Source organism: Lysobacter sp. F60174L2, from assembly GCF_052547135.1.
In genome coordinates, this window is the sequence record NZ_JBQWRA010000002.1 from 374,191 (window position 1) to 399,556 (window position 25,366).

Genomic DNA, 25,366 nt, shown 5'->3' on the forward strand with positions numbered 1-25,366 from the left:
TCCGCCTACATGGCGGCGGGGATGACCTCGCGCGCGCGTCGACCGCAACCCCCCAATCCGGCTGGGTAGCGCTCGCACGCACGCGACAGGTGCGTGACACACGAAAAGCCCAGCCTCCGAGCTGGGCTTTTTTGCGTTCTGGCCCGGCAAATCCACCCTCCCGGAACCCCGACGATGTCCATCAAGCACTTCCTCAATACCCAGGACTGGTCCCGCCCCGACCTCGACGCGCTGCTGGCGCAGGCCGCGGCGTTCAAGCGCGACAAGCTTGGCGACCAGTTGCGTGGAAAGTCGATCGCGCTGGTGTTCTTCAACCCGTCGATGCGCACCCGTACCAGTTTCGAGCTGGGTGCGTTCCAGCTCGGCGGCCACGCCGTGGTGCTGCAGCCGGGCAAGGACGCTTGGCCGATCGAATTCGAGCTGGGCACGGTCATGGACGGGGAGGCCGAGGAGCACGTGGCCGAGGTCGCGCGGGTGCTGGGCCGTTATGTCGACCTGATCGGGGTGCGCGCGTTCCCGAAGTTCGTCGACTGGGCGGTCGATCGCGAGGACCGCGTGCTCAAGGCATTCGCGAAGTACTCGCCGGTGCCGGTGATCAACATGGAGACGATCACCCACCCGTGCCAGGAACTGGCCCACGCGATGGCGTTGCAGGAGCACTTCGGCACCACCGACCTGCGGGGGAAGAAGTTCGTGCTGACCTGGACCTACCACCCGAAGCCGCTCAACACCGCAGTCGCCAATTCCGCGCTGACGATCGCCACCCGCATGGGCATGGACGTGACCCTGCTGTGCCCGACCCCGGAGTACGTGCTGGACGAGCGTTACATGGGCTGGGCCGAGGCGAACGTCGGCGAAAGCGGCGGCTCGCTCGCGGTCAGCCACGACATCGACAGCGCCTACGCCGGCGCCGACGTGGTCTATGCCAAGAGCTGGGGCGCGTTGCCGTACTTCGGCAACTGGGCACCGGAAAAGCCGATCCGCGACCAGTACAGGCACTTCATCGTCGACGAGCGGAAGATGGCGTTGACCAACGACGCCGTCTTCAGCCACTGCCTGCCGCTGCGCCGCAACGTCAAGGCAACGGACGCGGTGATGGATTCCCCGCGCTGCATCGCGATCGAGGAGGCCGGGAACCGCCTGCACGTGCAGAAGGCGATCATGGCCGCGTTGACCGCCCGGTAACTGCTTTTTCCTTCTCCCGCTAGCGGGAGGCGTGTTTTGTTTTTCCTTCTCCCGCCAGCGGGAGGCGTGTTTTGTTTTCCTTCTCCCGCTAGCGGGAGAAGGTGCCCGAAGGGCGGATGAGGGCACGCGACACACCGCCGATTCCACGCAAGCCCGTTTCGCCTGCCCTCACCCCAGCCCTCTCCCGCAAGCGGGAGAGGGAGCCAAAAAACCCACGAGACCCGACATGACCGACAAGAACATCGTCCTCGCCTTTTCCGGCGGCCTCGACACCAGCTTCTGCGTGCCCTACCTGCAGGAGCGCGGCTGGGCCGTGCACACCGTGTTCGCCGATACCGGCGGGGTCGACGACGAGGAGCGCGCCTTCATCGAGCAGCGCGCCGCCGAATTGGGCGTCGCCAGCCACGTGACCATCGACGGCGGCCCGGCGATCTGGTCGGGCTTCGTCAAGCCGTTCGTATGGGCGGGCGAGGGCTACCAGGGCCAGTACCCGCTGCTGGTGTCGGACCGCTACCTGATCGTGGAGGCCGCGCTCAAGCGTGCCGCCGAACTCGGCACCCGCGCGATCGCGCACGGCTGCACCGGCATGGGCAATGACCAGGTCCGCTTCGACCTGGCGGTCAAGGCACTCGGCGACTACGAGATCGTCGCGCCGATCCGCGAGATCCAGAAAGAGCACACCGAAGTGCGCGCCTACGAGCAGGCGTATCTGGAACAGCGCGGTTTTGGCGTACGGGCCAAGCAGCAGGCCTACACCATCAACGAAAACCTGTTGGGCCTGACCATGTCGGGCGGCGAGATCGATCGCTGGCAGGCGCCCGGCGAAGGCGCGACCGGCTGGTGCAAGCCTCGCGCCGAATGGCCGGCGCAACCGCTGCGGGTGAAACTCGGATTCGAGAATGGCGAGGCGGTCTCGCTCGATGGCGAGCGGATCGCCGGGCACGCGTTGCTGGCGAAGCTCAACGGCCTGTTCGCGGAATACGGCGTCGGCCGCGGACTCTACACCGGCGACACCACGATCGGCCTGAAGGGCCGGATCATCTTCGAGGCACCCGGGCTGGCGGCGCTGCTGGTCGCCCACCGCGCACTGGAGGAGGCGGTGCTGAGCAAGCAGCAAAACCGCTTCAAGCCCGACGTCGCGCGCAAGTGGGTGGAACTGGTTTACGAGGGCTTCTTCCATGACCCGCTGAAGACCGACCTGGAAGCGTTCCTTGCCTCCAGCCAGGCGACCGTCAACGGCGAGGTGCTGCTGGAAACCCACGGCGGCATCGTCAACGCGGTCGCGATCGAGTCGCCGCACATCCTCAACGCCAAGGGCGCGACCTACGCGCAGGCCGCCGACTGGGGCGTCGCCGAGGCGGAAGGGTTCATCAAGCTGTTCGGCATGAGCAGCACGCTGTGGGCGGAGGTCAACCGGACATGACCATGCTGCCCGTCATCCTCCGCCACCTCGAAGCGCTGGTGTCCTTCGATACCCGCAACCCGCCGCGCCGGATCGGCACCGGCGGAATGTTCGACTACCTGCGCGCGCAGCTGCCCGGCTTCCGGGTCGAGGTCACCGACCACGGCGCCGGCGCGGTGTCGATGCTGGCCGTTCGCGGCAACCCGCGCCGGGTGTTCAACGTGCACCTGGATACGGTGCCGGACTCGAAGGCATGGACGGCCGACCCGCACGTGCTGCGTGTCGAGGAAGATCGCGCGATCGGCCTCGGTGCCTGCGACATCAAGGGTGCGGCGGCCGGCCTGCTGGCTGCCGCGGCGACCACCACGGGCGACGCCGCATTCCTGTTCAGTACCGACGAGGAGGCCAACGACGCCCGTTGCATCCCGGTGTTCCTGGCGCGTGCGCACGGTTTCACCGAGGCGATCGTGGCCGAGCCCACCCGATGCGAGGCGGTGCTCGCCCACCGCGGCATCAGCTCGGTGCTGATGCGGTTCCGCGGCAGCGCCGGCCATGCTTCCGGCGCCAACGCGATGGAGGCCAGCGCGTTGCACCAGGCGATGCGCTGGGGCGATCGCGCGCTGGACCTGGTCGAGGACGAGTCGCACCAGCGCTTCGGCGGCCTGACCGGCCTGCGTTTCAACATCGGCAAGGTCGAGGGTGGGATCAAGGCCAACATGATCGCGCCGAGCGCCGAGGTCCGGTTCGGTTTCCGGCCGCTGCCGTCGATGTCGATCGACGAGTTGCATGCGCGTTTCGGCACCCTGGTCGAGGCCGGCGCGGTCGAGCGCTACGAGGAAACCTTCCGTGGACCGCCGCTGCCCTCCGGGGATATCGCGACGGCCGAGGAACGCCGGCTGGAAGCGCGCGACCTCGCCGAGGCGCTGGACCTGCCGATCGGCAACGCGGTCGATTTCTGGACCGAGGCCTCGCTGTTTTCCGCCGCCGGCCTGACCGCGATCGTCTACGGGCCGGGCGACATCGCGCAGGCGCATACGGCTGACGAGTGGGTGGCGCTGGAGCAGTTGCAGCGCTATGGGGAGTCGGTGGCGCGCATTCTCGGTGGCTCCGTTGGGGGCGCGGCGAACGTCGCGATCCGCTGACACCACGATTTCTTTCGCGTTCGCGACTTACGTCGCTCCTACAAGTGCAACTACAACGCCCTGGCCGATGACCATTCTTCCCAACAGCCACGACATCCAGACGCGCCAGACCATCGTGCGGCTGCTTTCCAGCATGGCCAGCGCCAAGGAGATCAGCCAGTACCTCAAGCGCTTCTCGCAGCTGGACGCGGCGCGCTTCGCGGTGGTCAAGGTCGGCGGCGCGGTGCTGCGCGACGACCTCGATGCGCTGACCTCGTCGCTGGCGTTCCTGCAGGACGTCGGCCTGACCCCGATCGTCGTCCACGGCGCCGGCCCGCAACTGGACGAGGCGATGGCCGCCGCCGGCATCGAGAAGCAGACCATCAACGGCCTGCGCATCACTTCGCCGGAGGCGCTGGCGGTGGTGCGCCGGGTGTTCCACAGCCAGAACCTGAAACTGGTCGAGGCGCTGCAGCATGGCGATGCGCGCGCGACCTCGATCGTGTCGGGCGTGTTCGAGGCCGACTATCTAGATCGCGGCACCTATGGCCTGGTGGGCGAGGTCAAGCGGGTCGACCTGGCGCCGATCCAGGCCAGCCTGCAGGCCGGCTCGATCCCGGTGATCGCCAGCCTCGGGGAAACCGTCGGCGGGCAGATCGTCAACATCAACGCCGACTTCGCCGCCAATGAACTGGTGCAAGTGCTGCAGCCCTACAAGATCGTGTTCCTGACCGGCACCGGTGGCCTGCTCGACGAGCAGGGAAGGGTGATCGACTCGATCAACCTGTCGACCGAGTACGACCATCTGCTCACGCAGCCGTGGGTCAACGGCGGCATGCGGGTCAAGATCGAGCAGATCAAGCAGCTGCTCGACCGGTTGCCCCTGTCGTCGTCGGTATCGATCACCAAGCCGGCCGAGCTGGCCAAGGAACTGTTCACCCACAAGGGCTCCGGCACGCTGGTGCGGCGGGGCGAGCGGGTGCTGCAGGCCGATGACTGGGACGCGCTGGACCTGTCGCGCCTGCGCGCGCTGATCGAGTCCGCGTTCGGGCGGCGACTGGCGCCGGACTACTTCGAACGCACCGCGCTGCATCGCGCGTACGTGAGTGAGAACTACCGCGCCGCGGTGATCCTCATCGAGGTCGATGGCCACGCCTACCTGGACAAGTTCGCCGTGCTCGACGAGGCGCAGGGCGAAGGCCTTGGCCGCGCGGTCTGGCAGGTGATGCGCGAACAGAACCCGCGGCTGTTCTGGCGCTCGCGCCATGGCAATCCGGTCAACGCGTTCTACTACGCCGAATCCGACGGTCACTGCAAACAGCAGCAATGGAAGGTGTTCTGGTACGGGCTGGAGGATTTCGACGAGGTCGCGCGCTGCGTCGTCCACTGCCGTGACCGCGCGCCGACCCTGCTCGAACCACTGGAGGCCGCATGAGCATGTGGACTGTTCCACCGGTGCTGGCCGGCCGGCACGTTCGGCTTGAGCCGCTGGACCGAAGGCATGTCGCCGGCTTGCAGGCGGCTACCGACGAGGTGCTCGCGCAGCATTGGTACACCAGCGTGCCCGCGCCGGACGCGGTTGCCGCGTACGTCGAATCGGCGCTGGAGATGCAGGCCCCGGGCGAGGCGTTGTCCTTCGTCGTCAGTGCCCCGGACGGCGAGGTCGTCGGCACCACGCGCTATTACGATCTCGACCCGTCCACCCCGCGGCTGCAGATCGGCTACACCTGGTATGCGCGCCGGGTGCAGCGCACCGGCCTCAATACCGAGGCCAAGCGATTGCTGCTCGCGCATGCGTTCGAAGCCATGGGCTGCATAGCGGTCGGGTTCCAGACCAGTTGGTTCAACCACCGCTCGCGCAACGCGATCGAGCGGCTGGGCGCCAAGTGCGACGGGGTGATCCGCAACCATCTGCGCCATGCCGACGGCAGCATTCGCGACACCGTGACGTACTCCATTGTCGAGAGCGAGTGGCCGGCGGTGAAGCGGCACCTGCAGGCAAAACTGGAGCGAGAGCATGATTGAACCACCGATTTCAATCGGCATCGTCGGAGCGCGCGGACATACCGGTGCCGAGCTGATCCGGCTGATTGCCGGACATCCGCGCTTCGAACTGGCGTTCGTGTCATCGCGCGAACTCGACGGACAGCGCCTCGCCGACCACAGCGACGCCTACACCGGTTCCCTGCGCTTCAGCGCGCCGGGCCATGAGCAGTTGCCGGGCCTGGGCGCCGATGCGGTCGTGCTGGCGATGCCGAACGGCAAGGCCGCGCTGTGCGTGGATGCGTACGATGCCGCCGGGGCGGGCGCAGACGACGGCCCGGTGATCATCGACCTGTCCGCCGACTACCGCTTCGATGGCGACTGGTACTACGGCCTGCCGGAACTGACGCGTGGCACCTACGCCGGCCAGCGCCGCATCAGCAACCCCGGTTGCTACGCCACCGCGATGCAACTGGCGATCGCGCCGATGCTCGACGTGCTTGAAGGCGCGGTGCAGTGCTTCGGTGTATCTGGATATTCGGGCGCCGGCACCACGCCATCGGACCGGAACGATCCGGACAAGCTGCGCGACAACCTGATGCCGTACGCGCTGACCGGGCACGTGCATGAGCGCGAGGTGTCGTCGCGGCTTGGCCATGCGATCGAGTTCATGCCGCACGTGGCGCCGCATTTCCGCGGGATCACCGTCACCGCGAACCTGCACCTCGCGCGGCCGTTCACCATCGGCGAAGTGCAGGCGCGCTACCGCGACCGCTATGCCGACGAGCCGCTGGTCCGCGTGCTCGACGCGGCGCCGTGGGTGAGTGCGATCGCCGGCCGGCACCATGTGGAACTTGGCGGCTTCACCCTGTCGGAGGACGGCCGGCGCCTGGTCGTGGTCGCCACCGAGGACAACCTGCTCAAGGGCGCCGCGACACAGGCGCTGCAGAACCTCAATCGCGCGTTCGGTCTGCACGAGCTGACCGGAATCCCGCTGCCGACACCCTCCGATGTAGGAGCGACGTAAGTCGCGACCGCACGGCGATCCCGGGACTCCGCGCATTCGCGACTCACGTCGCTCCTACAGGGTTCCACGCATTCCAATGCTCCAACAGGAAACACACAGATGACCGACCTTCTCTGGCAGAAACCCGGCGTCAAGCTCGACGCGCGCATCCAGCAGTTCTGCGCCGGCGACGACGTGATCCTCGACCGCGAGTTCTTCCTGTTCGACATCCAGGCCAGCGCCGCGCATGCCGAGGGCCTGCAGCGCATCGGCATCCTCGACGCCGACGAGCTGGCCGGCATCGTCCGCGAACTCGACGCCCTGGCCCGGGACTTCACGGCCGGCGAGTTCGTCCTCGACGACCGCTACGAGGACGGCCACTCGGCGATCGAGGCGCGGCTGGTCGAACGCCTCGGCGACGCCGGGCGCAGGATCCACACCGGTCGCAGCCGCAACGACCAGGTGCTGGTCGCGACCCGGCTTTGGCTGAAGGACCGGCTCACACGGTTGCTGGCATCGTGTCGCCAGGCGGCCGCCGTCGCGCTCGACCGCACGGAGGCGGAGGCGTCGTTGCCATTGCCGGGGTACACCCACCTGCAGCGCGCCGTGGTGTCCTCGGCCGGCATGTGGTGGTCGGCATGGGCCGAGGCGTTCATCGATGACGCGGCGCGCGCCCGTGACACCCTCGCCTGGGTCGATGCCAACCCGCTCGGTAGCGCGGCGGGCTACGGCGTCAACCTGCCGCTCGACCGCGACCACACCACCCAGGCGCTCGGGTTCGGCCGGATGCAGGTCTCGGCCACCTACGCGCAGCTGTCGCGCGGCAAGTTCGAGCTGGCCGCGATCGAGGCGCTGTCGAGCGCGATGCTGGACCTGCGCCGGCTCGCCTGGGACCTGAGCCTGTTCACCAGCGCCGAATTCGGCTACGTCGCGCTGCCTGCGCAATACACCACCGGCAGCTCGATCATGCCGAACAAGCGCAACCCCGACGTCATCGAACTGATGCGCGCCAGCTACGCCAGCGTCGCGGCCGGCCGCGCCGAGATCGAGCAGTTGCTGTCGCTGCCGTCGGGCTACCACCGCGACCTGCAGTTCTCCAAGGGCGCGATTTTCCATGCGTTCGGCCGCGGGCTCGGCGCACTGGAACTGCTGCCGGAGCTGCTGCGCAACCTGGAGTGGAAGCCCGAGGCGATGCGCGCCGCGCTGGAGCCGTCCATGTACGCGACCGATCTCGCGATCGATCTCGCGCGCGATGGCATGCCGTTCCGCGATGCCTACCGGCAGGCCGCCGACCCCGCGCGTTGGGCCGAAGGCGACCCCATGGACAGCCTCGCCGCACGCGTCTCGCCGGGCGCGGCAGGCGACCTGCGACTCGGGGTGCTGCGAGGGCGTCTTGCGGCGCTCGCCGGCGACCGGTCGACGGAAACATCAAGCCGCACCTGAAACTCCGGGCGGCCCAGGAAGAGCCACAAGAGCAAGGATACCGAGCCCATGACATCGCCATTCCCCGCACAGTCGATGCCGCCCTGGAAACGCGCCGTGGTCAAGGTGGGCAGCAGCTTGCTGTCCGACGGCAAGGGCGGCCTGGCCAAGCGCAACGCCGTCGCGCTCGCCAACATGATCTCGCGCTTCCGCGACCAGGGCCGCGAAGTATTGCTGGTGTCGTCCGGTGCGGTCGCCGCCGGCCGCGGCCTGCTGGCCAGCCGCGGACCGGGGCTTGCCCAGCGACAGGCATTGGCCGCCATCGGCCAGACCCCGATGCTGGCGTTGTGGCAGGGGCTGGTCGAGCAACCGGTGGCGCAGGTGCTGTTGAGCCATGACGACCTGTGCAACCGCCGTCGCTACCTCAACACCCGCGCGACCCTGCGCGAGCTGCTGCGGATCGGCGCACTGCCGGTGGTCAACGAGAACGACACGGTCGCCATCGATGAACTGAAGCTCGGCGACAACGACAACCTGGCCGCTGCGGTCGCCAGCCTGATCGATGCCGACATCCTGCTGATCGCCACCGATATCGCCGGGCTCTACACCGGCAACCCCAGCCACGACCCCGATGCGGTGCCGGTTCCGCGTATCGAGCACATCACGCCCGAGACCATGCGGATGGCGCGGGGCGGGGCGGGCGCGCTCGGCACCGGCGGCATGCACACCAAGCTCGAAGCGGCGACCAAGGCCGCGGCGGCCGGGATCGACACCGTCCTGTTCTGCGGCCATGACGGCGCGACCATCTCGGCACTGGCCGACGGTCGCCTGCACGGCACCTTCATCCCCGCGCACGGCGAGCGGCTGGTCGCGCGCAAGATGTGGTTGCGCCACACCCCGCCCAGCGGCGGCGTGATCCGCATCGACGATGGCGCGGCGCGGGCGCTGCTCGAACACGGCGCCTCGTTGCTGCCGGGTGGCATGGTGTCGGTCGAAGGCGATTTCAGCCGCGCGGCGATGGTCGACGTGCTGGCCGATCGTGGGTCCCGGCGAGTCGCCCGCGGCCTCGTCCAGTACCAGTCCGCCGACCTGCGTCGCATCACCGGTTGCCACAGCCGGGCGATCGAGGCCGTGCTCGGTTTCTACCATGGCGAATCGGTGATCCATCGCGACGACATGGTGCTGCTGGCCAGTGCCGCCGCCGTCCGCTCGCAGGTGTCGTCTTCCAACTCCAGCATGAATGCCGCGGTGGAGCCGCAAGCCCGCAAATGTTAGGGTGGTGCGCTGTCGAGTACAGCTTTCGGCGTTGGTTCCAGGTAACGCCGCCGTCCTGCAGCGCATATTTCCGCCATCGCGAAATATCCCGCGCAAGCGCCAACGGCGCATCGCAGGCAGACATTCCCGGCTTGTTGTCCAGCCTGTCATCCACGGGCACGACCGCTGCTTGCACGCGCCCGGGAATGGCTGTGCCAGCCACGCCTGCGGCGTGGTCCACGCACACCAACCATGGGGGCCGACGCAGCCAATGACACCTGTTTTTCCTTCACAACCGATGCCGTCCTGGCAGCGCGCCGTGCTCAAGGTCGGCAGCAGCCTGCTGACCGATGGCAAGGGCGGCCTGGGCAAACGCAACGCCGCCGCGCTGGCCAACATGATCGCGCGCTTCCACGACCAGGGCCGCGAGGTGTTGCTGGTGTCGTCCGGCGCGGTGGCGGCCGGGCGCGGCCTGCTCGCCCGCAGCGGCCGGGGCTTCACCCAGCGCCAGGCGCTGGCGGCGGTCGGCCAGACCCCGATGCTCGCGCTGTGGCAGGGGCTGGTCGAGCAGCCGGTCGCGCAGGTACTGCTGAGCCACGATGACCTGCGCAATCGCAGGCGCTACCTCAATGCCCGCGCGACCCTGCGCGAGCTGTTGCGGATCGGCGCGCTGCCGATCGTCAACGAGAACGACACCGTCGCCATCGATGAACTGAAGCTGGGCGACAACGACAACCTGGCCGCCGTGGTCGCCAGCCTGGTCGATGCCGACGTGCTGCTGATCGCCACCGACACCGAAGGCCTGTACACCGGCCATCCCGCCAACGACCCCGACGCGCGGCCTGTACCGCGGGTCGAGGAGATCACGCCCGAAACCATGCTGATGGCGCAGGGCGGGGCCGGCTCGCTCGGCACGGGTGGCATGTACACCAAGCTGGAAGCGGCCACCAAGACCGCCGCGGCCGGCATCGACACCGCGCTGTTCTGCGGCCACGACGCCGACACCATCGCGGCGCTCGCCGACGACCGCCTGCACGGCACCTTCATCCCCGCCCACGGCGACCGCCTGGTCGCGCGCAAGATGTGGCTGCGGCATACCCCGCCAAGCGGCGGAGCGATCCGGATCGATGCCGGCGCGGCCGCGGCGCTGTCCGAGCAGGGCGCCTCGCTGTTGCCCGGCGGCGTGGTCTCGGTCGAAGGCGACTTCAACCGCGATGCGATGGTCGACGTGTTGCCGGCCGAAGGCTATCGCCGACTCGCCCGCGGCCTCGTCCAGTACCAGTCGACCGACCTGCAGCGCATCGCGGGACGCCACAGCAGCGAGATCGAGGGCGTACTCGGCTTCAACAACTGCCATTCGGTGATCCGCCGCGAGGACATGGTGCTGCTGAGCGCCGCCGCGGCCGCGCCGACCCCCGAACTGTTCATGGAGACCTGCTGATGAATGACGCCACCACCACCGCATCGACCACGACCGCCTCGACGAAGGCCGGCTCGACGAACACCGGCTCGAACGCGGGCGGCTACGTCCGCGGCCTGGCCGAACGCGCCCGCGAGGCCTCGCAGGTCATCGCCGCGCTCGACAGCGCGCAGCGTGCGGCGCTGATGCAGGCCATGGCCGATGCCGTGGCGGCCGGTCGCGACGACATCCTCGCGGCCAATGCCGCCGACATGCAGCGTGCCACCGATGCCGGCACCACTGGCGCGATGCTCGACCGGCTCAAGCTCGATGCCGACCGCGTCGCCGGCATCGTCATCGCGATCCGCGAGGTCGCCGAGCTGCCCGATCCGGTCGGCCAGGTCACCCGCAGCGACGTGCGCCCCAACGGCCTGCAGGTCGAGAAGGTCCGCATCCCGCTCGGCCTGATCGCGATGATCTACGAGGCCCGTCCCAACGTGACCGCCGATGCCGCCGCGTTGTGCCTGCGCGCCGGCAACGCGGTGCTGCTGCGTGGCGGCTCGGAGGCGCGCGACAGCAACATCGCGATCGCCGCCTGCCTGCACCGTGCGTTGCGCGGTCAGGGCCTGCCGGCCGAGGCGGTATCGCTGATCGAGGACACCGCGCGCGAACACGTGCTGGAACTGCTGCAGCTGTCGGACCTGATCGACCTGGCGATCCCGCGCGGCGGCGAAAAGCTCATCCGCTTCGTCGCCGAACACGCGCGGGTGCCGGTGATCAAGCACTACAAGGGCGTCTGCCACCTGTATGTCGACCGCGCCGCCGACCTCGACCTGGCGTTGAAGCTGGCGATCGACGGCAAGCTGTCGCGTCCCGGCGTGTGCAATGCGCTGGAGACGATGCTGGTGCATGCCGACATCGCTGACCAGTGGCTGCCGGGCGCGCTGGCGGAGCTCGTCGCGCGCGGCGCCGAGATCCGCGGTTGCGAGCGCACCCGGGCACTGTTCCCCGACGCGATCCCCGCCACCGACGACGACTACGACGCCGAGTTCCTTGCGCCGATCCTCGCGGTGCGCGTGGTCGACGGCATCGATGACGCGATCGCCCATATCCATCGCTACACCTCCGACCACACCGAGGTGATCGTCAGCACGGACCGCGCCGCGATCGACCGCTTCATCCGCGAAATCCGCAGCTCCGCCGTGGTCGTCAACGCCTCGTCGCGCTTCAACGACGGCGGTGCGCTCGGCCTGGGCGCCGAGATCGGCATCTCGACCACGCGGCTGCACGCCTACGGGCCGATGGGGCTGGAGTCGTTGACGATCGAGCGCTACGTGGTGCGCGGCGAGGGGCAGGCGCGGCATCCGGACGTGGCCAGGGTCGCCGCAGCGGGGTAATGCGCGGCCCGGACGGGGCCGGAAACCGGACACAAAAAAACCGGCCTCGGCCGGTTTTTTGCTATCTGCTTGATTTGATTGGTCGGGGAGACAGGATTCGAACCTGCGACTTCTACGTCCCGAACGTAGCGCTCTACCAGGCTGAGCTACACCCCGACAGCAGAGCCGCGCATTTTAGACAGTGCCGCGGGGTTAGGCAAGGGGTCCTGACCATCGGGCGACGGGAATCCGGCCGCCCCGCTAAACTGTGGCGATCCATCCGCGACAACCGCCGTCACTGGAGCCTTGCTTGATCAAGCCGCGTACCCCGCCGGGGGTCATGGAGCTGCTGCCTCCCGACCAGATCGCCTTCCAGCGCATGCTGGACACGATCCGCCGCAACTATGAACGCTTCGGCTTCCTGCCGGTGGAAACGCCGGTGATGGAATTGTCGGACGTGCTGCTGACCAAGTCCGGCGGCGAGACCGAGCGGCAGGTGTACTTCGTGCAGTCGACCGGGGCGCTGGAGAAGGGCGGCGAAGGCCTGCCGGAACTGGCCCTGCGATTCGACCTCACCGTGCCGCTGGCGCGCTACGTCGCCGAGCACGAGCACGATCTCGCGTTCCCGTTCCGGCGCTACCAGATGCAGCGCGTCTACCGCGGCGAGCGCGCCCAGCGCGGCCGTTTCCGCGAGTTCTACCAGTGCGACATCGACGTGGTCGGCAAGGACGCGCTGAGCGTGCGTTTCGATGCCGAGATCCCTGCGGTGATCCACGCGGTTTTCTCCGAGCTGGCGATCGGCAAGTTCACCATCCAGCTCAACAATCGCAAGCTGCTACGCGGCTTCTTCGAGGCCCAGGGCGTGGCCGATGGCGAGTTGCAGGCGCGGGTGCTGCGCGAGGTCGACAAGCTCGACAAGCGCGGCGCCGCCTACGTGCGCGAGACCTTGACCGGCGAGGGCTTCGGGCTCGATGCCACGGCTGTCGCGGCGATCATGGCGTTCGTCGAGGTGCGCTCGACCTCGCACGCCGATGCGCTGGCGCGGCTGGACGCCCTCGGCGACGGCAACGAGTCGCTGCGCGAGGGCGTGGCCGAGTTGCGCGAAGTGCTCGAGCTGGTCCGCGCGCTCGGCGTCCCCGAGGCCGATTACGCGCTCAACTTCTCGATCGCCCGTGGCCTGGACTACTACACCGGCACCGTCTACGAGACCACGCTCGACGACTACCCGCAGATCGGTTCGATCTGCTCGGGCGGTCGCTACGACAACCTGGCCGGCCACTACAGCAAGTCGAAACTGCCCGGTGTCGGCATCTCGATCGGCCTGACCCGGCTGTTCTGGCAGCTGCGCGAGGCAGGCCTGGTCGACAGCGGCGCGAGCACGGTGCAGGTGCTGGTGACCCAGATGGACCCGGCGTACCTGCCGCATGGGCTGGCAATCGCCCATGAGTTGCGCCAGGCCGGGCTCAACACCGAGGTGGTGATGGAATCGTCGAAGCTGGCGAAGCAGTTCAAGTACGCCGACCGCGCCGGGATCCGCTTCGTGGTGGTGATGGGCGAGGACGAGATCGGAAAGGGCACGGTGACGGTCAAGGACCTGCGCCGGGCCGACCAGTTCGAGGTGGCGCGGGCCGAGCTGGCCAAGGCGTTGCGGGTCGAGCTGGCCCAGCCGCAGGTGGAGGCGCAGCGATGAAGCCGGTACGTCTGGATGGCCGCTCGCTGACGCGCGCGCAACTGGTCGCGGTCGCGCATGGCGCGCAGGTCGAACTGGCCGAAGAACAACTGCCGGCGGTCGCGCGCGCCGCCGAATTCCTGGCCGAACAGGTGCGCCGCGAGGAGCCCATCTACGGCGTCTCGACCGGCTTCGGCAGCAATGCCGACCGCCTGCTCGGTGCCCACCGCCTGCGCGGGGAGCTGTCCGGCGAGCCGCAACCGGCCGGCACCCTGCACGAGGAGCTGCAGCGCAACCTCATCGTCACCCATGCCGTATGCGTGGGCGAGCCGTTCGCGCCGGACGTGGTGCGGGCAATGCTCTGCATCCGCATCAACACGCTGATGCGCGGCCATTCCGGCATCCGTGTGCAGACGCTGCAGGGCCTCGTGGCGATGCTCAACGCCGGCATCGTGCCGGTGGTGCCGCAACTGGGCTCTGTGGGCGCGTCGGGCGACCTCGCGCCGCTGTCGCACCTGGCGATCGTGCTGCTCGGAGGTGGCGAGGCGTTCTACCAGGGTGAGCGGATCAGTGGCGCCGACGCGCTGGACCGCGCCGGGCTGCAGCCGGTCACGCTGTCGTACAAGGAGGGCCTGGCGCTCAACAACGGCACCGCGCAGATGCTGGCCTGCGGCGTGCTGGCGTTGTCGAAGCTGGAGGACCTGCTGGACACTGCCGACCTCGCAGCGGCGATGACGATCGACGCGTTCGCGGGCCGCCTGGGTGCGTTTGCGGAAGAGGTCCACGCGCTGCGGCCGCACCCGGGGCAGGTCGAGGTCGCCGCGCACCTGCGCCGGCTGCTCGATGGCTCGACCCTCGCCGATATCCCGTACCACCTGGTGCCGGCATTCAGGCCATGGGCGCCGCAGAGCTGGGACACTCCGGAAGCGCAGGCGCTGCGTTTCGACATCGGCTGGAACTGGGTGTCGTTCGACCAGCGCCACGGCCGCGAGAAGTTCTACACCCGCTTCCGCCCGTTCCGCGGCGGCAAGAAGCACCAGCCGCAGGACAGCTACTCGTTGCGTTGCATCCCGCAGGTGCATGGCGCGGTGCGCGACGCGGTGGCGCAGGCCGCGCGGGTGCTCGAGGTCGAGCTCAATGCGCTGACCGACAACCCGATCGTGTTCCCGGATGCCGACAAGGAGCACGTCGAGGAGCAGGTGATCTCCGCCGGCCACTTCCACGGCATGCCGCTGGCGCTGGTGATGAGCTACGTCAAGGCCGCGATCCCGGTGCTGGCGTCGATCTCCGAGCGTCGCCTCAACAAGCTGGTCGACCCGGCCACCAACGACGGCCTGCCGGGGTTCCTGATCGGCAACGAGGACTCGACCGAGTCGGGCTTCATGATCGTGCAGTACACCGCGGCGGCGATCGTCAACGACCTGGCCAGCCGCGCGCACCCGGCATCGGTGTACTCGATCCCGACCAGCGCCAACGCCGAGGACCACGTCTCGATGGGCGCCAACGAGGCACGCCACGTGCTGGCGATGGCCGACGACCTCGGCAAGGTGCTGGCGCTGGAGCTGTACACCGCGGCGCAGGCGCTCGACCTGCGGCGCGACATGATCAACGCCGCCCGCGACCTGGCCGACCGCGCCGATGCCACGGCGCTGGCGGCGAAAGTGCAGGGCGCACCGCGTGCCGACAGTGGCGGCCACGCCGGCTTCATTGCCGAGGTGGAGGCGCTGCGGGTCGAGCTGGCGGCGGCCGACGAGTTCCGGCCGGGGCACGCGGTCGCGGCCGCGCATGCGGCGATCCGTGCACGGATCCCGTTCCTGCATCGCGACCGCGCGCTCGACGGCGAAGTCGCCGCCGCGGTGCAACTGGTGGTGGATGGCGAGGTGCTGGCGGCGGCGCGACTGGCCTGAGGCCGTCGCGCCCACGAATCAGCCAACCGTCAGCGGCTCGATCCCGGGCGCCGGCCGCACGCAGTCGCGGCCATCCGCCTTGGCCCGGTACAGCGCCTCGTCCGCGCGCTGCAGTGCGGCGTCGATTCCGCCGGATTCGTAGTTGTCGAGTTCGTGCACGCCGATGCTGGCGGTGACGGTTATCTCGCGGCCGTTGCTGCTGCAGGGTTCGTCGCCCAGGTGCTGGCGCAGGTCCTCGGCGACCAGCAACGCGGCCTGCAGGTCCAGCCCGGGCAGGCCGACCACGAACTCCTCGCCGCCGAACCGTGCCAGCAGGGCGCCATGCGGCCGCAACGCCTGGCCGATGGTCCGTGCGGCCCAGCGCAGGCACTCGTCGCCGGTCAGGTGGCCATGGCGGTCATTGATCAGCTTGAAGTGGTCGAGGTCGATCATCAGCAGCGACAGAGGCCGGGCCTGGCTGCGCGCCTGCGCCATCAACTGCTCGAAACGCTCGCGGAAATGCACCCGCGTGTGCAGCCCGGTCAGGCCGTCGCGCTGGCTGGATTCGCGCAGCCGTGCGTGGGCGTCGCCGAGCTGGCCCAGTGCGTTGCGCAGTTCGGCCGTGCGCTGCTCGACCTTGTGTTCCAGCTGGTTCTTGGCCTCGCGAACGATGCGCTCGTTCTCGTTGCGCAGCCCCGCGTAGCGGTAACCCAGCGCGATCGACAGCAGCAGCATCTCCAGCGCGGAGCCGAACTGCACGCCATAGGCGGTGATGAAGTTCTTGGGCAGCAGGCCGAACGCGACTGCCGCGATCATCGCGGTGCCCAGCAAAAATGCGCCCCAGGCCAGCAGGAACAACCGTGCCGGCTTGTAGCCGCGGCGCATCACCACCACCGCCTCGATCGCGATCCAGGCGATGCTGGTGAACACCGAAGCGGACGCGATCGGGGTGGATATCCGATACGGCAAGCGGGTCGATGCGATCCCGAGCAGGACGAAGAACGCGATCATCCCCAGTCCGACGTAGTCGCCGAAGCGCCAGCGTTGCCGCAACTCCAGGAAGGTCCGCGCGAACTGCTGCATCCCGACCTGCGCCAGGCAGATCGACAGCGGCACCGACTTGTCCGCCAGCCAGGTCGAGTTGGGCCACAGGTACTCGAAGCCCAGCCCGTTGAGGGTGAACAGCACCAGCCCGAACGCGAAGATGTGCAGCAGGTACCAGAAGTAGCTGGCGTCGCGAAGCTGCAGCCACAGCACCAGGTTGTAGAAGAACAGCGCCAGCAGCAGGCCGTAGTAGAGGCCGATGCCGAACTGCGCGTCACGCGATACTTCGGCGAACGCGGCGGGGGTGTAGAGCGACAGCGGCACCTGCATCGAGCTCTGGCTCTCCACGCGCAACAGCACGTCGACGGGCTGGCCCGGTGGCAGGTGCAGCCAGAAGTTCGGCATCCGGTAGCGGATGCTGCGGGCATCGAACGGCAGCGCGTCGCCGCCGGCGTGGCGGGCCACGCGGCCGTCGGGGTACAGGCTGTAGGTCTCCAGCCGGTCGCTCAAAGGGTAGTCCTGCACCAGCAGCCAGCGCGGTTCGACCGGGTTGCGGTTGACCAGCCGCACATGGAACCAGTACGCACCGGGCTGGAACCCGAAGGCGGCGTTGCCCGCCGGCAGGGCGCGGAAATCGCCTTGCCGCAGGTGTGCGCGGGCTTCGGCCAAACCGTCGTTTCCCGCGATGTCGTGGTAGTAGGCGACGTAGGGATTCAGCGCCAGGCGCGAGTTTTCCGCGGTGAGTTCCAGCGCGGGAGGCATGGCGTCCGCGGCGGCTGCGGCTGCGGCTGCGGGCAGGGCAGGGCGCGCGTGCGTCCAGCCGCAAACCAGCGCCAGCAGCAGCACCAGCAACATCGCCTGGCAGGTGGTCCCCGGTTTGCAGCGCATTCCCCGACCCTTCCGACGGCCTGTGAATCTTGTTCAGCCTGCGGGGGAAGTGTACTTCGCGCGGCGGCGCCGTGTTGACGGGCCGTACTTCCGTGCGATCTAATGTATTAACGCGTTAATACATTAAGGCAAACCAGTGAAGCGACGACCGGGCGACATCGAAACGCAGGGGGACGAGATCGACGCGCTCGCGGCGGCCATCAATGGCCTCCGTGGCAGCGACGAGGTGCGCGCGTTCCTGGAGGATCTCTGCACTCCGGCGGAGCTGGAATCGATGACGGACCGTTGGCGCGTGGTGCCGCTGTTGCAGGAAGGCATCCCCTACCGGGAGATCCACGAGCGCACCCAGGTCAGCGTGACCACCATCGGCCGTGTCGCCCGGACACTCGACCGTGGCGCCGGCGGCTACGACCTCGCGGTACGGCGCAGCCGTGGGCGTGCGGGATGAGCGGTGTGGACGGGATGCCAGGGACGACCGCGATGAACCCCACGAAACCCGCCGCGCGCGATCGCCTGCGCATCGCGATCCAGAAGTCCGGCCGCCTGGCCGAGCCCGCCCGGAGCCTGCTCGCCTCCTGTGGCCTGGGCTGGCGCGAAAGCCGCGACCGCCTGTTCTGTTATGGCGAGACCCTGCCCGTCGACCTGCTGCTGGTACGCGACGACGACATCCCCGCGTTGATCGCGGACGGCGTCTGCGACCTTGGCGTGGTCGGCCGGAACGTGCTGTCCGAAGCGGATGGCGTACGTGTTGCCAGCGGTCGTCGGCCCGTGTTCCGCGAGTGGCGTGCGCTCGGCTTCGGCGGTTGCCGGCTGGCACTGGCGGTGCCCGAAGGCTGGGACTGGAAGGGGCCGCAGCAACTCGCCGGCAAGCGCATCGCCACCAGCTATCCCGCGCTGCTGTCGCAGTGGCTGGCCGCGCAGGGGGTCGACGCCGAGGTGGTACTCCTGTCCGGATCGGTCGAGATCGCACCGCGGCTGGGCCAGGCCGATGCGGTCTGCGACCTGGTGTCCAGCGGCGCGACCCTCGCCGCCAACCAGCTGGTGCCGGTGGCGACCCTGTTCGAGAGCGAGGCGGTGCTGGCCGGGCCGGTCGAGGGTTTCGACGGCGTCCGCGCGGAGCTGGCCGAGTTGTTGTGCCGCCGGCTCGATGGCGCATTGCGGGTCCGCCACAGCAAGCTGCTGCTGTTCCAGGCCAGCCGCGACAGGTTGCCGTCGCTGCTGCCGTTGCTGCCCGACGCGGAAGCGCCGACGGTGATGCGGATCGACGGCGTGGACCAGCTCGCGCTGCAGGCGCTCTGCCACGGCGCGGTGACCTGGCAGCGGCTTGAAGACCTCAAGAGCGCCGGTGCGCGCGGGCTCATGGTGTTGCCGGTCGAGGGCATGCTGGCATGACCCCGGCAGGGCAGGGGACGGGCGCCCGCATGGAAGTGCTGGCCTGGAGCGAACTCGATGCGTCGCAACGCCACCTCGCGCTGCGTCGACCCGCGCAGGTCGCGGCGACCGGAACCACCACCGCGGTCGCGTCGTTGATCGAACAGGTCCGTGCAACCGGCGATGACGCGCTGCGTGCGCTGGGCCGGCGCTTCGACGGCGTGGAGCTGGATGATTTCGAGGTGCGGCAATCGGCGCTGGAGGCGGCGAAGGCCAGCGTGTCGCAGGAACTGCTTGCTGCGATCGACGATGCCGCAACCCGCATCGAGCAATTCCACCGTGCCGGCATGGCGTCCGGTTTCGCGATCGACACGGCACCGGGAGTGCGCTGCGAACGCATGCTGCGCCCCATCCGCCGGGTGGGGCTGTACGTGCCGGCCGGCTCGGCGCCGCTGCCCTCGACCGCGCTGATGCTGGGAATTCCGGCCCGGCTCGCCGGCTGCCGCGATGTCGTCCTCTGCACCCCGCCGCGTGCCGACGGCAGCGCGGATCCGGCAGTGCTGGCGGCCGCCGCGCGTTGCGGTGTGCAACGTGTTTTCAAGCTCGGTGGCGTGCAGGCGATCGCGGCGATGGCCTTCGGTACGGCAAGCGTACCCAAATGCGACAAGCTGTTCGGCCCGGGCAACGGGTACGTCACCGAGGCCAAGCGACAGGTCGCGATGGCCGATGGTGGCGCGGCCATCGACATGCCGGCCGGGCCGTCGGAGGTGCTGGTGATCGCCGATGGCGGCGCCAACCCCGCGTTCGTCACTGCCGACCTGCTGTCGCAGGCCGAGCATGGGCCGGACTCGCAGGTGCTGCTGCTGAGCGACGACGCGGGCCTGCTCGCGCGGGTCCGGCTGGAACTCGACAGCCAGGTCGCAGGCCTGCCACGTGCGGACATCGCCCGTCGCGCGCTCGCGGCCTCCCGCTTGCTGCGGGTCGACACGCTGGCGCAGGCATTCGAGATCAGCAACGACTACGCGCCCGAGCACCTCATCCTGGCCCTGCGGGATCCGCGATCCTGGCTGCCGCGCGTGCAGGCCGCCGGCTCGGTATTCCTGGGCGACTGGGCTCCCGAAGCACTGGGGGATTACTGCAGCGGCACCAACCACGTGTTGCCCACCGGCGGTGCGGCGCGCTGGTGCAGTGGCCTTGCGGTTTCCAGCTTCCAGACTGCGATCACCGTGCAGGAAGTGGATCCGGATGGACTGCGGGCCATCGGCCCCTGCGCGATCGAGCTGGCCGTGACCGAAGGCCTGGAAGCGCATCGACGTGCGGTGTCCCTGCGGCTGGAGGCGATCGCATGAGTACGTCGCCGCTGGACCTAGTTCGCCCCGATCTGCACGACTTCACCGGCTACGCTTCGGCACGCAGCGTGCGCCTTGGCGGACAGGATCTTTCGAGCGCCACCTGGTTGAACGCCAACGAGTCGCCATGGCCGAACCGGGCCGACGGCGCCGCACGGCTGCGCCGGTATCCCGACCCGCAGCCGACGGTACTTCTGGAAGCGCTGGCGGAACTCTACGGGTGCACGCCCGCGCAACTGCTGGTCGGACGCGGCAGTGACGAGGGCATCGACCTGCTCGTGCGCGCGCTCTGCCGGCCCGGCGCCGATGCGGTAGTGACGACGCCGCCGACCTTTGGCATGTACGCGGTAAGTGCGCGGCTGCATGGCACGGCGGTGGTTGAAGTACCGCTGACGGACGGGGTGGACGGTTTTACCTGTGATCTGGACGCGGTCGCGCGCGCTGCCCAAGACACGGCCGCGAAACTGGTGTTCCTGTGTTCACCCGGCAACCCCTGCGGCAACCTCCTGCGGTTGGCGTCCATCGAGGCGCTCGCGCAGCGTTTGCAGGAACAGGCGGTGGTCGTGGTCGACGAGGCCTATCTGGAATACGCGCGCCAGCCATCCGCGGTCACGTTGATCCCGCGCCAGCGCAACATCGCCGTGCTGCGCACCTTGTCCAAGGCGCATGCGCTGGCGGCGGCGCGGATTGGCTGCGTGGTTGCCGACCCGGACCTGATCCTGCAACTGCGGCGTTGCCAGGCGCCGTATCCGTTGCCGGAACCGTGCGTGGCGCTGGCCGGACAGGCAGTGGAACCGCACGCCCGCGAAGCCACCAGCAGCCGCATTGCCACGGTGGTCGCCGAGCGCGGACGCCTCGCCGCGGCGCTCGCGGCATCGCCCTGGGTGCGGCAGGTCTACCCGTCGCACGGGAATTTCCTGCTGGTGCGTTTCTTCGATCCGGATGCAGCGTTTGCCCGCCTGCTCGCGGCCGGCATCGTCGTTCGCGCACTGGCCGCCGTGCCGGGCCTGGAGGATGCGTTGCGCATCACCGTGGGCAGTCCGGTGCAGAACGCGGACGTGATCCGGGCGCTCGCGAGGCTGCCTGCCACTGTCGGCGCGGGTGCGGCATGAGCACGCCGATCCTGTTCGTCGACCGTGACGGGACGCTGGTCGAAGAGCCCGAAGACTTCCAGCTCGACCGTTACGAAAAACTGCGCTTCGTGGCCGGGGTGATACCGGCGATGCTGCGATTGCGCGACGCCGGCTACCAGTTCGTGATGGTGACCAACCAGGACGGACTGGGCAGCGACGCGTTTCCGCAGGCCGCTTTCGATGGCCCGCACCGGTTGATGATGCAGGTGCTGGAAAGCCAGGGCATCGCGTTCCGGGACGTGCTGATCGACACCAGCCTGCCGGCCGACAACGCGCCCACGCGCAAGCCCGGCATCGGGATGGCGCTCGATTACCTGAAGGACCGCGACATCGACTGGTCGCGCTCGGCGATGGTCGGCGACCGCGAGACCGACACCGGTTTTGCCGCCAACCTCGGCATCCGCGCATTCCAGTTGCGGACGGCGGAGTTCGGTGGGGAATGGGACTGGAGCGGGATCGCCCATGCGCTGGTCGATGCACCGCGCATTGCCCGGGTCGTGCGGGACACGCGCGAGACCCGGATCGTGGCCGAGGTCGACCTGGACCGTGTCGCCGAACCGGTGGTGTCGACCGGGCTTGGTTTCTTCGACCACATGCTCGAGCAGCTCGGCAAGCACGGTGGTTTCGCGCTGGTGCTGCGCTGCGACGGCGACCTGCACGTCGACGAGCACCACACCGTCGAGGACAGCGCACTGGCGCTGGGCCAGGCCCTGCGCGAGGCGCTCGGTGACAAGCGCGGCATCGGTCGCTACGGCTTCACCCTGCCGATGGACGAGGCACTCGCAAGCGCCGCGCTGGATTTCTCCGGGCGGCCGTGCCTGGTGTTCGAAGGGGAGTTCCGGCGCGAGCGTGTCGGCGACCTGCCGACCGAACTGGTGCGGCATTTCTTCCAGTCGCTCTGCGACGGCGCCGGCCTCAATCTCAACCTGCGGGTGCACGGCGACAACGACCACCACAAGGTCGAAGCCTGCTTCAAGGTCGTCGCGCGTGCGCTGCGGCAGGCGCTGCGTCGCGAGGGCCGCGAGCTGCCAAGCACCAAGGGCCGGCTGTGAGCGGGGTGGTGGCATGACCGCCGTGGTGCTGGTCGACGCGGGCGGTGCGAACCTGGGCTCGGTCCGCTACGCGCTGGAACGGCTTGGTGCGCGGGTGCGGGTCAGTGGCGACACCGCGGAGATCGCAGCGGCCGATCGCGTCATCCTGCCCGGCGTCGGCGCGGCCGGTCCGGCCATGGCGCGGCTCCGCGAGCTGGGCCTGGTGGCGTTGCTGCGCGATTTGCGCCAGCCGATGCTCGGCATCTGCCTTGGCATGCAGCTGTTGTATGACGCCTCCGACGAGGGCGATGTCGAGTGCCTGGGGGTGTTGCCGGGGCGGATATCCAGGCTGGTTGCCGCTGCGCCGCCGGTGCGGGTGCCACACATGGGGTGGAACCGCTTGCGGCTGGAACCGCCCGGAACGGAACCGCCCGAGCCGTTGTTGCGCGGCATCGCGGAGGGCTCGCCGGCGTACTTCGTCCACAGCTATGCGGCACCCGTGAACGACGCGACGCGTGCCAGTTGCGACCACGGTGGCGTGTTCTCGGCCGTGGTGCGCCGCGGCAACTACGCCGGCGCCCAGTTCCATCCGGAACGCTCCGCGGCGGTCGGGGCACGCCTGCTCGAAAACTTCCTGTCGGAATCGATCGCATGAATACCGTGTTCGCATCTTCAATCGGCCCGGCGGCGTTCCGGGTGTATCCGGCGATCGACGTGCGCGACGGCCGGGTGGTGCGGTTGCGGCAGGGCGACTACGCGCAGGAGACCCGCTATCCGGATACGCCGCTGGCGATCGCGCGCCGATACGCTGCCGCGGGTGCACGCTGGCTGCACCTCGTCGATCTGGATGCGGCGCGGTCGGGTGGCTACACGCTCGGGCCGCTGCTTGCCGCGATCAGGGCCGAAACCGGACTGCGGGTCCAGACCGGTGGTGGCGTGCGCAGCGCGGCGGACGTGGCCGCGTTGCTCGAAAGCGGCGCCGACCGGGTCGTCGTCGGCTCGCTGGCGGTCCGTGATCCGGACATCGTGACCGGCTGGCTGGAGCGCTTCGGCGTCGAGTCGATCACCGTGGCGCTGGACGCGCGCCAGGCCGATGGCGGCCGCTGGTGCCTGCCGACGGTGGGGTGGACGAAGGACAACGATGTCGATCTCGCGTCGCTGCTTGCGCGCTATGCCGAAGCCGGACTGGCGCACCTGCTGTGCACCGACATCGGGCGCGACGGCATGCTGTCGGGGCCGAACCTCGATCTCTACAGGCAAGTCCGTGCCGTTGCGCCCGGCGTGCAATTGCAGGCATCCGGCGGAATCCGCGACGTTGCGGATATCACGGCGGCCCGCGCGATGGGTTGTGCAGGCGCGGTCCTCGGCAAGGGCCTGCTGGATGGCCGATTCCCGCTGGCGGCGGCGCTGGCGGAGGAACGCCGATGCTGAGCCGCCGGATCATTCCCTGCCTCGACGTGCGCGACGGCCGCGTGGTCAAGGGCGTGCGCTTCCGCGACCACGTCGACATGGGCGACATCGTCGCGCTGGCGCTGCGCTACCGCGACGAAGGGGCGGACGAACTGGTGTTCTACGACATCACCGCCAGTCCGCAGGACCGCAGCGTCGACCGCGGCTGGGTCGAGCAGGTCGCGCGTGTCATCGACATTCCATTCTGTGTCGCCGGCGGCATCCGCACGGTCGACCAGGCGCGCACGGTGCTGCATGCGGGCGCCGACAAGATATCGGTCAACACCCCGGCATTGCAGCGGCCGGCACTGGTCTCCGAGCTGGCGGAAGCATTCGGCAGCCAGTGCGTGGTGGTGGGCATCGACAGCCTGCGCGGTGCCGATGGCGAATGGCGCGTGCACCAGTTCACCGGCGATCCGGATCGCTCCCGCGCCTTGCCCCGCCGCACGCTCGACTGGGTGGCCGAGGTGCAACGGCTCGGCACGGGGGAGGTCGTCCTCAACTGCATGGGCAGTGACGGCGTGCGCGAGGGCTACGACATCGAACAGCTGCGCGCGGTCCGCGAAGTCTGCGATGTGCCGCTGGTCGCTTCCGGCGGCGCTGGCACGGTCGATCATTTCGCCTGCGTGTTTCGCGAGGCCGGCGTCGATGGCGCATTGGCGGCCAGCGTGTTCCACTCGGGACGCATCGCGATCCCGGCATTGAAGCGCCACCTGCGAGCGCGAGACATCGAGGTGCGTGATGCCGCATGAAATCCGCACGGCGCCGGCATGGGTCGAGTCGCTGGCCTGGGACAAGCAGGCCGGGCTGTTGCCGGCGATCGTGCAGGATGCCGACACCCTGCGTGTGCTGATGCTCGGCTACATGGACCGCGCGGCGCTGGATGCCACACTGGCGACCGGCCTGGTGACCTTCCACAGCCGCAGCCGCCAGCGGCTCTGGGTCAAGGGCGAGACCTCCGGCAACACGCTGGCTTTGGTCGCAGTCGAGCCCGACTGCGATGCCGACAGCCTGCTGGTCACCGCGCGCCCCCGCGGCCCGACCTGCCACCTGGGCCGGACCAGTTGCTTCGCGCTGTCGCCAGCGGACGTGCTCGTCGAACTGGATGGACTGGTTGCCAATCGTGAGCGCTGCCGGCCGCCAGACAGCTACACCACCCGGCTGTTCGACGCGGGCATACGCGCCATCGCGCAGAAGGTCGGCGAAGAGGGTGTCGAGACGGCACTCGCGGCGGTGGCGCAGGACGACGACGCGCTGGCCGGAGAGGCAGCCGACCTGCTGTACCACCTGCTGGTATTGCTGCGTGCCCGCGGGCTGTCGCTGAGCGATGCGACGGAGGTGCTGCGGCAGCGCGATCGCCAGGCCGGTACCTGACCTGCGCTGTTACGCTTGATGCTC

22 protein-coding genes and 1 tRNA gene are annotated in these 25,366 nt (G+C 69.0%); 21 read left to right on the forward strand and 2 right to left on the reverse strand.

Annotated features, from left to right (window positions below; all coding sequences use genetic code 11):
* Positions 1-174: 174 nt before the first annotated feature.
* The 10 genes from ACT9AS_RS06845 to ACT9AS_RS06890 all read left to right on the forward strand — a co-directional run bounded on the left by ACT9AS_RS06845 (position 175) and on the right by ACT9AS_RS06890 (position 12,169).
* Positions 175-1,185: an N-acetylornithine carbamoyltransferase gene (locus tag ACT9AS_RS06845; RefSeq protein WP_445099365.1), complete on the forward strand. Its 1,011-nt coding sequence runs from the start codon at positions 175-177 to the stop codon at positions 1,183-1,185.
* A 226-nt stretch (positions 1,186-1,411) separates the two neighbouring features.
* Positions 1,412-2,608, forward strand: a complete 1,197-nt coding sequence (locus tag ACT9AS_RS06850) for an argininosuccinate synthase (RefSeq protein ID WP_445099366.1) — start codon at positions 1,412-1,414, stop codon at positions 2,606-2,608.
* On the forward strand, positions 2,605-3,729 hold the full coding sequence (locus ACT9AS_RS06855; protein WP_445099367.1) for an acetylornithine deacetylase: 1,125 nt from the start codon (positions 2,605-2,607) through the stop codon (positions 3,727-3,729). The genes ACT9AS_RS06850 and ACT9AS_RS06855 overlap by 4 nt, the downstream gene beginning before the upstream one ends.
* Before the next feature lie 67 nt (positions 3,730-3,796).
* Positions 3,797-5,143 carry an acetylglutamate kinase gene (locus ACT9AS_RS06860; protein WP_445099368.1) on the forward strand — a complete coding sequence of 449 codons (1,347 nt, stop codon included), beginning with the start codon at positions 3,797-3,799 and terminating at the stop codon, positions 5,141-5,143.
* Positions 5,140-5,733 (forward strand): GNAT family N-acetyltransferase, encoded by a 594-nt coding sequence (locus ACT9AS_RS06865; protein WP_445099369.1) that lies wholly within the window; start codon positions 5,140-5,142, stop codon positions 5,731-5,733. The genes ACT9AS_RS06860 and ACT9AS_RS06865 overlap by 4 nt, the downstream gene beginning before the upstream one ends.
* On the forward strand, positions 5,726-6,718 hold the full coding sequence (gene argC, locus ACT9AS_RS06870) for an N-acetyl-gamma-glutamyl-phosphate reductase (RefSeq protein ID WP_445099370.1): 993 nt from the start codon (positions 5,726-5,728) through the stop codon (positions 6,716-6,718). The genes ACT9AS_RS06865 and argC overlap by 8 nt, the downstream gene beginning before the upstream one ends.
* A 99-nt stretch (positions 6,719-6,817) precedes the next feature.
* On the forward strand, positions 6,818-8,140 hold the full coding sequence (gene argH / locus ACT9AS_RS06875; protein ID WP_445099371.1) for an argininosuccinate lyase: 1,323 nt from the start codon (positions 6,818-6,820) through the stop codon (positions 8,138-8,140).
* 48 nt (positions 8,141-8,188) lie between these two features.
* Positions 8,189-9,394, forward strand: coding sequence for a glutamate 5-kinase (gene proB, locus ACT9AS_RS06880; protein ID WP_445099372.1), 1,206 nt, complete (start codon positions 8,189-8,191; stop codon positions 9,392-9,394).
* Between the two features lie 277 nt (positions 9,395-9,671).
* Complete coding sequence (gene proB, locus ACT9AS_RS06885) at positions 9,672-10,814, forward strand: glutamate 5-kinase (RefSeq protein ID WP_445099373.1); 1,143 nt, start codon at positions 9,672-9,674, stop codon at positions 10,812-10,814.
* Positions 10,814-12,169 (forward strand): glutamate-5-semialdehyde dehydrogenase, encoded by a 1,356-nt coding sequence (locus tag ACT9AS_RS06890; protein WP_445099374.1) that lies wholly within the window; start codon positions 10,814-10,816, stop codon positions 12,167-12,169. The genes proB (ACT9AS_RS06885) and ACT9AS_RS06890 overlap by 1 nt, the downstream gene beginning before the upstream one ends.
* Before the next feature lie 79 nt (positions 12,170-12,248).
* Here the strand turns inward: ACT9AS_RS06890 and ACT9AS_RS06895 are convergent.
* A tRNA-Pro gene (locus ACT9AS_RS06895) sits at positions 12,249-12,325 on the reverse strand.
* A gap of 133 nt (positions 12,326-12,458) precedes the next feature.
* Here ACT9AS_RS06895 and hisS point away from each other — a divergent pair.
* Positions 12,459-13,838 carry a histidine--tRNA ligase gene (gene hisS, locus ACT9AS_RS06900; protein ID WP_445099375.1) on the forward strand — a complete coding sequence of 460 codons (1,380 nt, stop codon included), beginning with the start codon at positions 12,459-12,461 and terminating at the stop codon, positions 13,836-13,838.
* Positions 13,835-15,724 (forward strand): aromatic amino acid lyase, encoded by a 1,890-nt coding sequence (locus tag ACT9AS_RS06905; protein ID WP_445099376.1) that lies wholly within the window; start codon positions 13,835-13,837, stop codon positions 15,722-15,724. The genes hisS and ACT9AS_RS06905 overlap by 4 nt, the downstream gene beginning before the upstream one ends.
* Before the next feature lie 18 nt (positions 15,725-15,742).
* On the opposite strand, the gene ACT9AS_RS06910 is transcribed toward ACT9AS_RS06905, so the two are convergent.
* Positions 15,743-17,635 (reverse strand): 7TM diverse intracellular signaling domain-containing protein, encoded by a 1,893-nt coding sequence (locus tag ACT9AS_RS06910; protein WP_445099377.1) that lies wholly within the window; start codon positions 17,633-17,635, stop codon positions 15,743-15,745.
* A gap of 136 nt (positions 17,636-17,771) precedes the next feature.
* Between ACT9AS_RS06910 and ACT9AS_RS06915 the strand changes: the two genes are divergently transcribed.
* Genes ACT9AS_RS06915 through hisIE form a run of 9 tightly spaced genes read left to right on the forward strand, consistent with a single transcriptional unit; the run spans position 17,772 to position 25,342 of the window.
* On the forward strand, positions 17,772-18,083 hold the full coding sequence (locus ACT9AS_RS06915; RefSeq protein ID WP_445099378.1) for a YerC/YecD family TrpR-related protein: 312 nt from the start codon (positions 17,772-17,774) through the stop codon (positions 18,081-18,083).
* A gap of 32 nt (positions 18,084-18,115) precedes the next feature.
* Positions 18,116-19,027, forward strand: coding sequence for an ATP phosphoribosyltransferase (gene hisG, locus ACT9AS_RS06920; RefSeq protein ID WP_445099379.1), 912 nt, complete (start codon positions 18,116-18,118; stop codon positions 19,025-19,027).
* A 29-nt stretch (positions 19,028-19,056) separates the two neighbouring features.
* On the forward strand, positions 19,057-20,355 hold the full coding sequence (gene hisD / locus ACT9AS_RS06925) for a histidinol dehydrogenase (RefSeq protein WP_445099789.1): 1,299 nt from the start codon (positions 19,057-19,059) through the stop codon (positions 20,353-20,355).
* Positions 20,352-21,467: a histidinol-phosphate transaminase gene (hisC, locus tag ACT9AS_RS06930; protein ID WP_445099380.1), complete on the forward strand. Its 1,116-nt coding sequence runs from the start codon at positions 20,352-20,354 to the stop codon at positions 21,465-21,467. The genes hisD and hisC overlap by 4 nt, the downstream gene beginning before the upstream one ends.
* Complete coding sequence (gene hisB / locus ACT9AS_RS06935) at positions 21,464-22,540, forward strand: bifunctional histidinol-phosphatase/imidazoleglycerol-phosphate dehydratase HisB (protein ID WP_445099381.1); 1,077 nt, start codon at positions 21,464-21,466, stop codon at positions 22,538-22,540. The genes hisC and hisB overlap by 4 nt, the downstream gene beginning before the upstream one ends.
* 13 nt (positions 22,541-22,553) lie before the next feature.
* Positions 22,554-23,174, forward strand: coding sequence for an imidazole glycerol phosphate synthase subunit HisH (gene hisH / locus ACT9AS_RS06940; RefSeq protein ID WP_445099382.1), 621 nt, complete (start codon positions 22,554-22,556; stop codon positions 23,172-23,174).
* The gene (gene hisA / locus ACT9AS_RS06945; protein WP_445099383.1) at positions 23,171-23,950 is read left to right on the forward strand and encodes a 1-(5-phosphoribosyl)-5-[(5-phosphoribosylamino)methylideneamino]imidazole-4-carboxamide isomerase; all 780 of its coding nucleotides are present in this window, start codon (positions 23,171-23,173) and stop codon (positions 23,948-23,950) included. Before hisH ends, hisA begins: the two co-directional genes overlap by 4 nt.
* Positions 23,944-24,720 (forward strand): imidazole glycerol phosphate synthase subunit HisF, encoded by a 777-nt coding sequence (hisF, locus tag ACT9AS_RS06950; RefSeq protein ID WP_445099384.1) that lies wholly within the window; start codon positions 23,944-23,946, stop codon positions 24,718-24,720. Before hisA ends, hisF begins: the two co-directional genes overlap by 7 nt.
* On the forward strand, positions 24,710-25,342 hold the full coding sequence (hisIE, locus tag ACT9AS_RS06955) for a bifunctional phosphoribosyl-AMP cyclohydrolase/phosphoribosyl-ATP diphosphatase HisIE (protein WP_445099385.1): 633 nt from the start codon (positions 24,710-24,712) through the stop codon (positions 25,340-25,342). The genes hisF and hisIE overlap by 11 nt, the downstream gene beginning before the upstream one ends.
* Positions 25,343-25,366 lie beyond the last annotated feature (24 nt).

What these genes read in the sequence shown, in the direction of transcription:
- ACT9AS_RS06845 (WP_445099365.1), top strand. Translation starts at nt 175, where the DNA reads ATGTCCATCAAGCACTTCCTCAATACCCAGGACTGGTCCCGCCCCGAC.
- ACT9AS_RS06850 (WP_445099366.1), top strand. Translation starts at nt 1,412, where the DNA reads ATGACCGACAAGAACATCGTCCTCGCCTTTTCCGGCGGCCTCGACACC.
- ACT9AS_RS06855 (WP_445099367.1), top strand. Translation starts at nt 2,605, where the DNA reads ATGACCATGCTGCCCGTCATCCTCCGCCACCTCGAAGCGCTGGTGTCC.
- ACT9AS_RS06860 (WP_445099368.1), top strand. Translation starts at nt 3,797, where the DNA reads ATGACCATTCTTCCCAACAGCCACGACATCCAGACGCGCCAGACCATC.
- ACT9AS_RS06865 (WP_445099369.1), top strand. Translation starts at nt 5,140, where the DNA reads ATGAGCATGTGGACTGTTCCACCGGTGCTGGCCGGCCGGCACGTTCGG.
- argC (WP_445099370.1), top strand. Translation starts at nt 5,726, where the DNA reads ATGATTGAACCACCGATTTCAATCGGCATCGTCGGAGCGCGCGGACAT.
- argH (WP_445099371.1), top strand. Translation starts at nt 6,818, where the DNA reads ATGACCGACCTTCTCTGGCAGAAACCCGGCGTCAAGCTCGACGCGCGC.
- proB (WP_445099372.1), top strand. Translation starts at nt 8,189, where the DNA reads ATGACATCGCCATTCCCCGCACAGTCGATGCCGCCCTGGAAACGCGCC.
- proB (WP_445099373.1), top strand. Translation starts at nt 9,672, where the DNA reads ATGCCGTCCTGGCAGCGCGCCGTGCTCAAGGTCGGCAGCAGCCTGCTG.
- ACT9AS_RS06890 (WP_445099374.1), top strand. Translation starts at nt 10,814, where the DNA reads ATGAATGACGCCACCACCACCGCATCGACCACGACCGCCTCGACGAAG.
- ACT9AS_RS06905 (WP_445099376.1), top strand. Translation starts at nt 13,835, where the DNA reads ATGAAGCCGGTACGTCTGGATGGCCGCTCGCTGACGCGCGCGCAACTG.
- ACT9AS_RS06910 (WP_445099377.1), bottom strand. Translation starts at nt 17,635, where the DNA reads ATGCGCTGCAAACCGGGGACCACCTGCCAGGCGATGTTGCTGGTGCTG.
- hisG (WP_445099379.1), top strand. Translation starts at nt 18,116, where the DNA reads ATGAACCCCACGAAACCCGCCGCGCGCGATCGCCTGCGCATCGCGATC.
- hisD (WP_445099789.1), top strand. Translation starts at nt 19,057, where the DNA reads ATGGAAGTGCTGGCCTGGAGCGAACTCGATGCGTCGCAACGCCACCTC.
- hisC (WP_445099380.1), top strand. Translation starts at nt 20,352, where the DNA reads ATGAGTACGTCGCCGCTGGACCTAGTTCGCCCCGATCTGCACGACTTC.
- hisB (WP_445099381.1), top strand. Translation starts at nt 21,464, where the DNA reads ATGAGCACGCCGATCCTGTTCGTCGACCGTGACGGGACGCTGGTCGAA.
- hisH (WP_445099382.1), top strand. Translation starts at nt 22,554, where the DNA reads ATGACCGCCGTGGTGCTGGTCGACGCGGGCGGTGCGAACCTGGGCTCG.
- hisA (WP_445099383.1), top strand. Translation starts at nt 23,171, where the DNA reads ATGAATACCGTGTTCGCATCTTCAATCGGCCCGGCGGCGTTCCGGGTG.
- hisF (WP_445099384.1), top strand. Translation starts at nt 23,944, where the DNA reads ATGCTGAGCCGCCGGATCATTCCCTGCCTCGACGTGCGCGACGGCCGC.
- hisIE (WP_445099385.1), top strand. Translation starts at nt 24,710, where the DNA reads ATGCCGCATGAAATCCGCACGGCGCCGGCATGGGTCGAGTCGCTGGCC.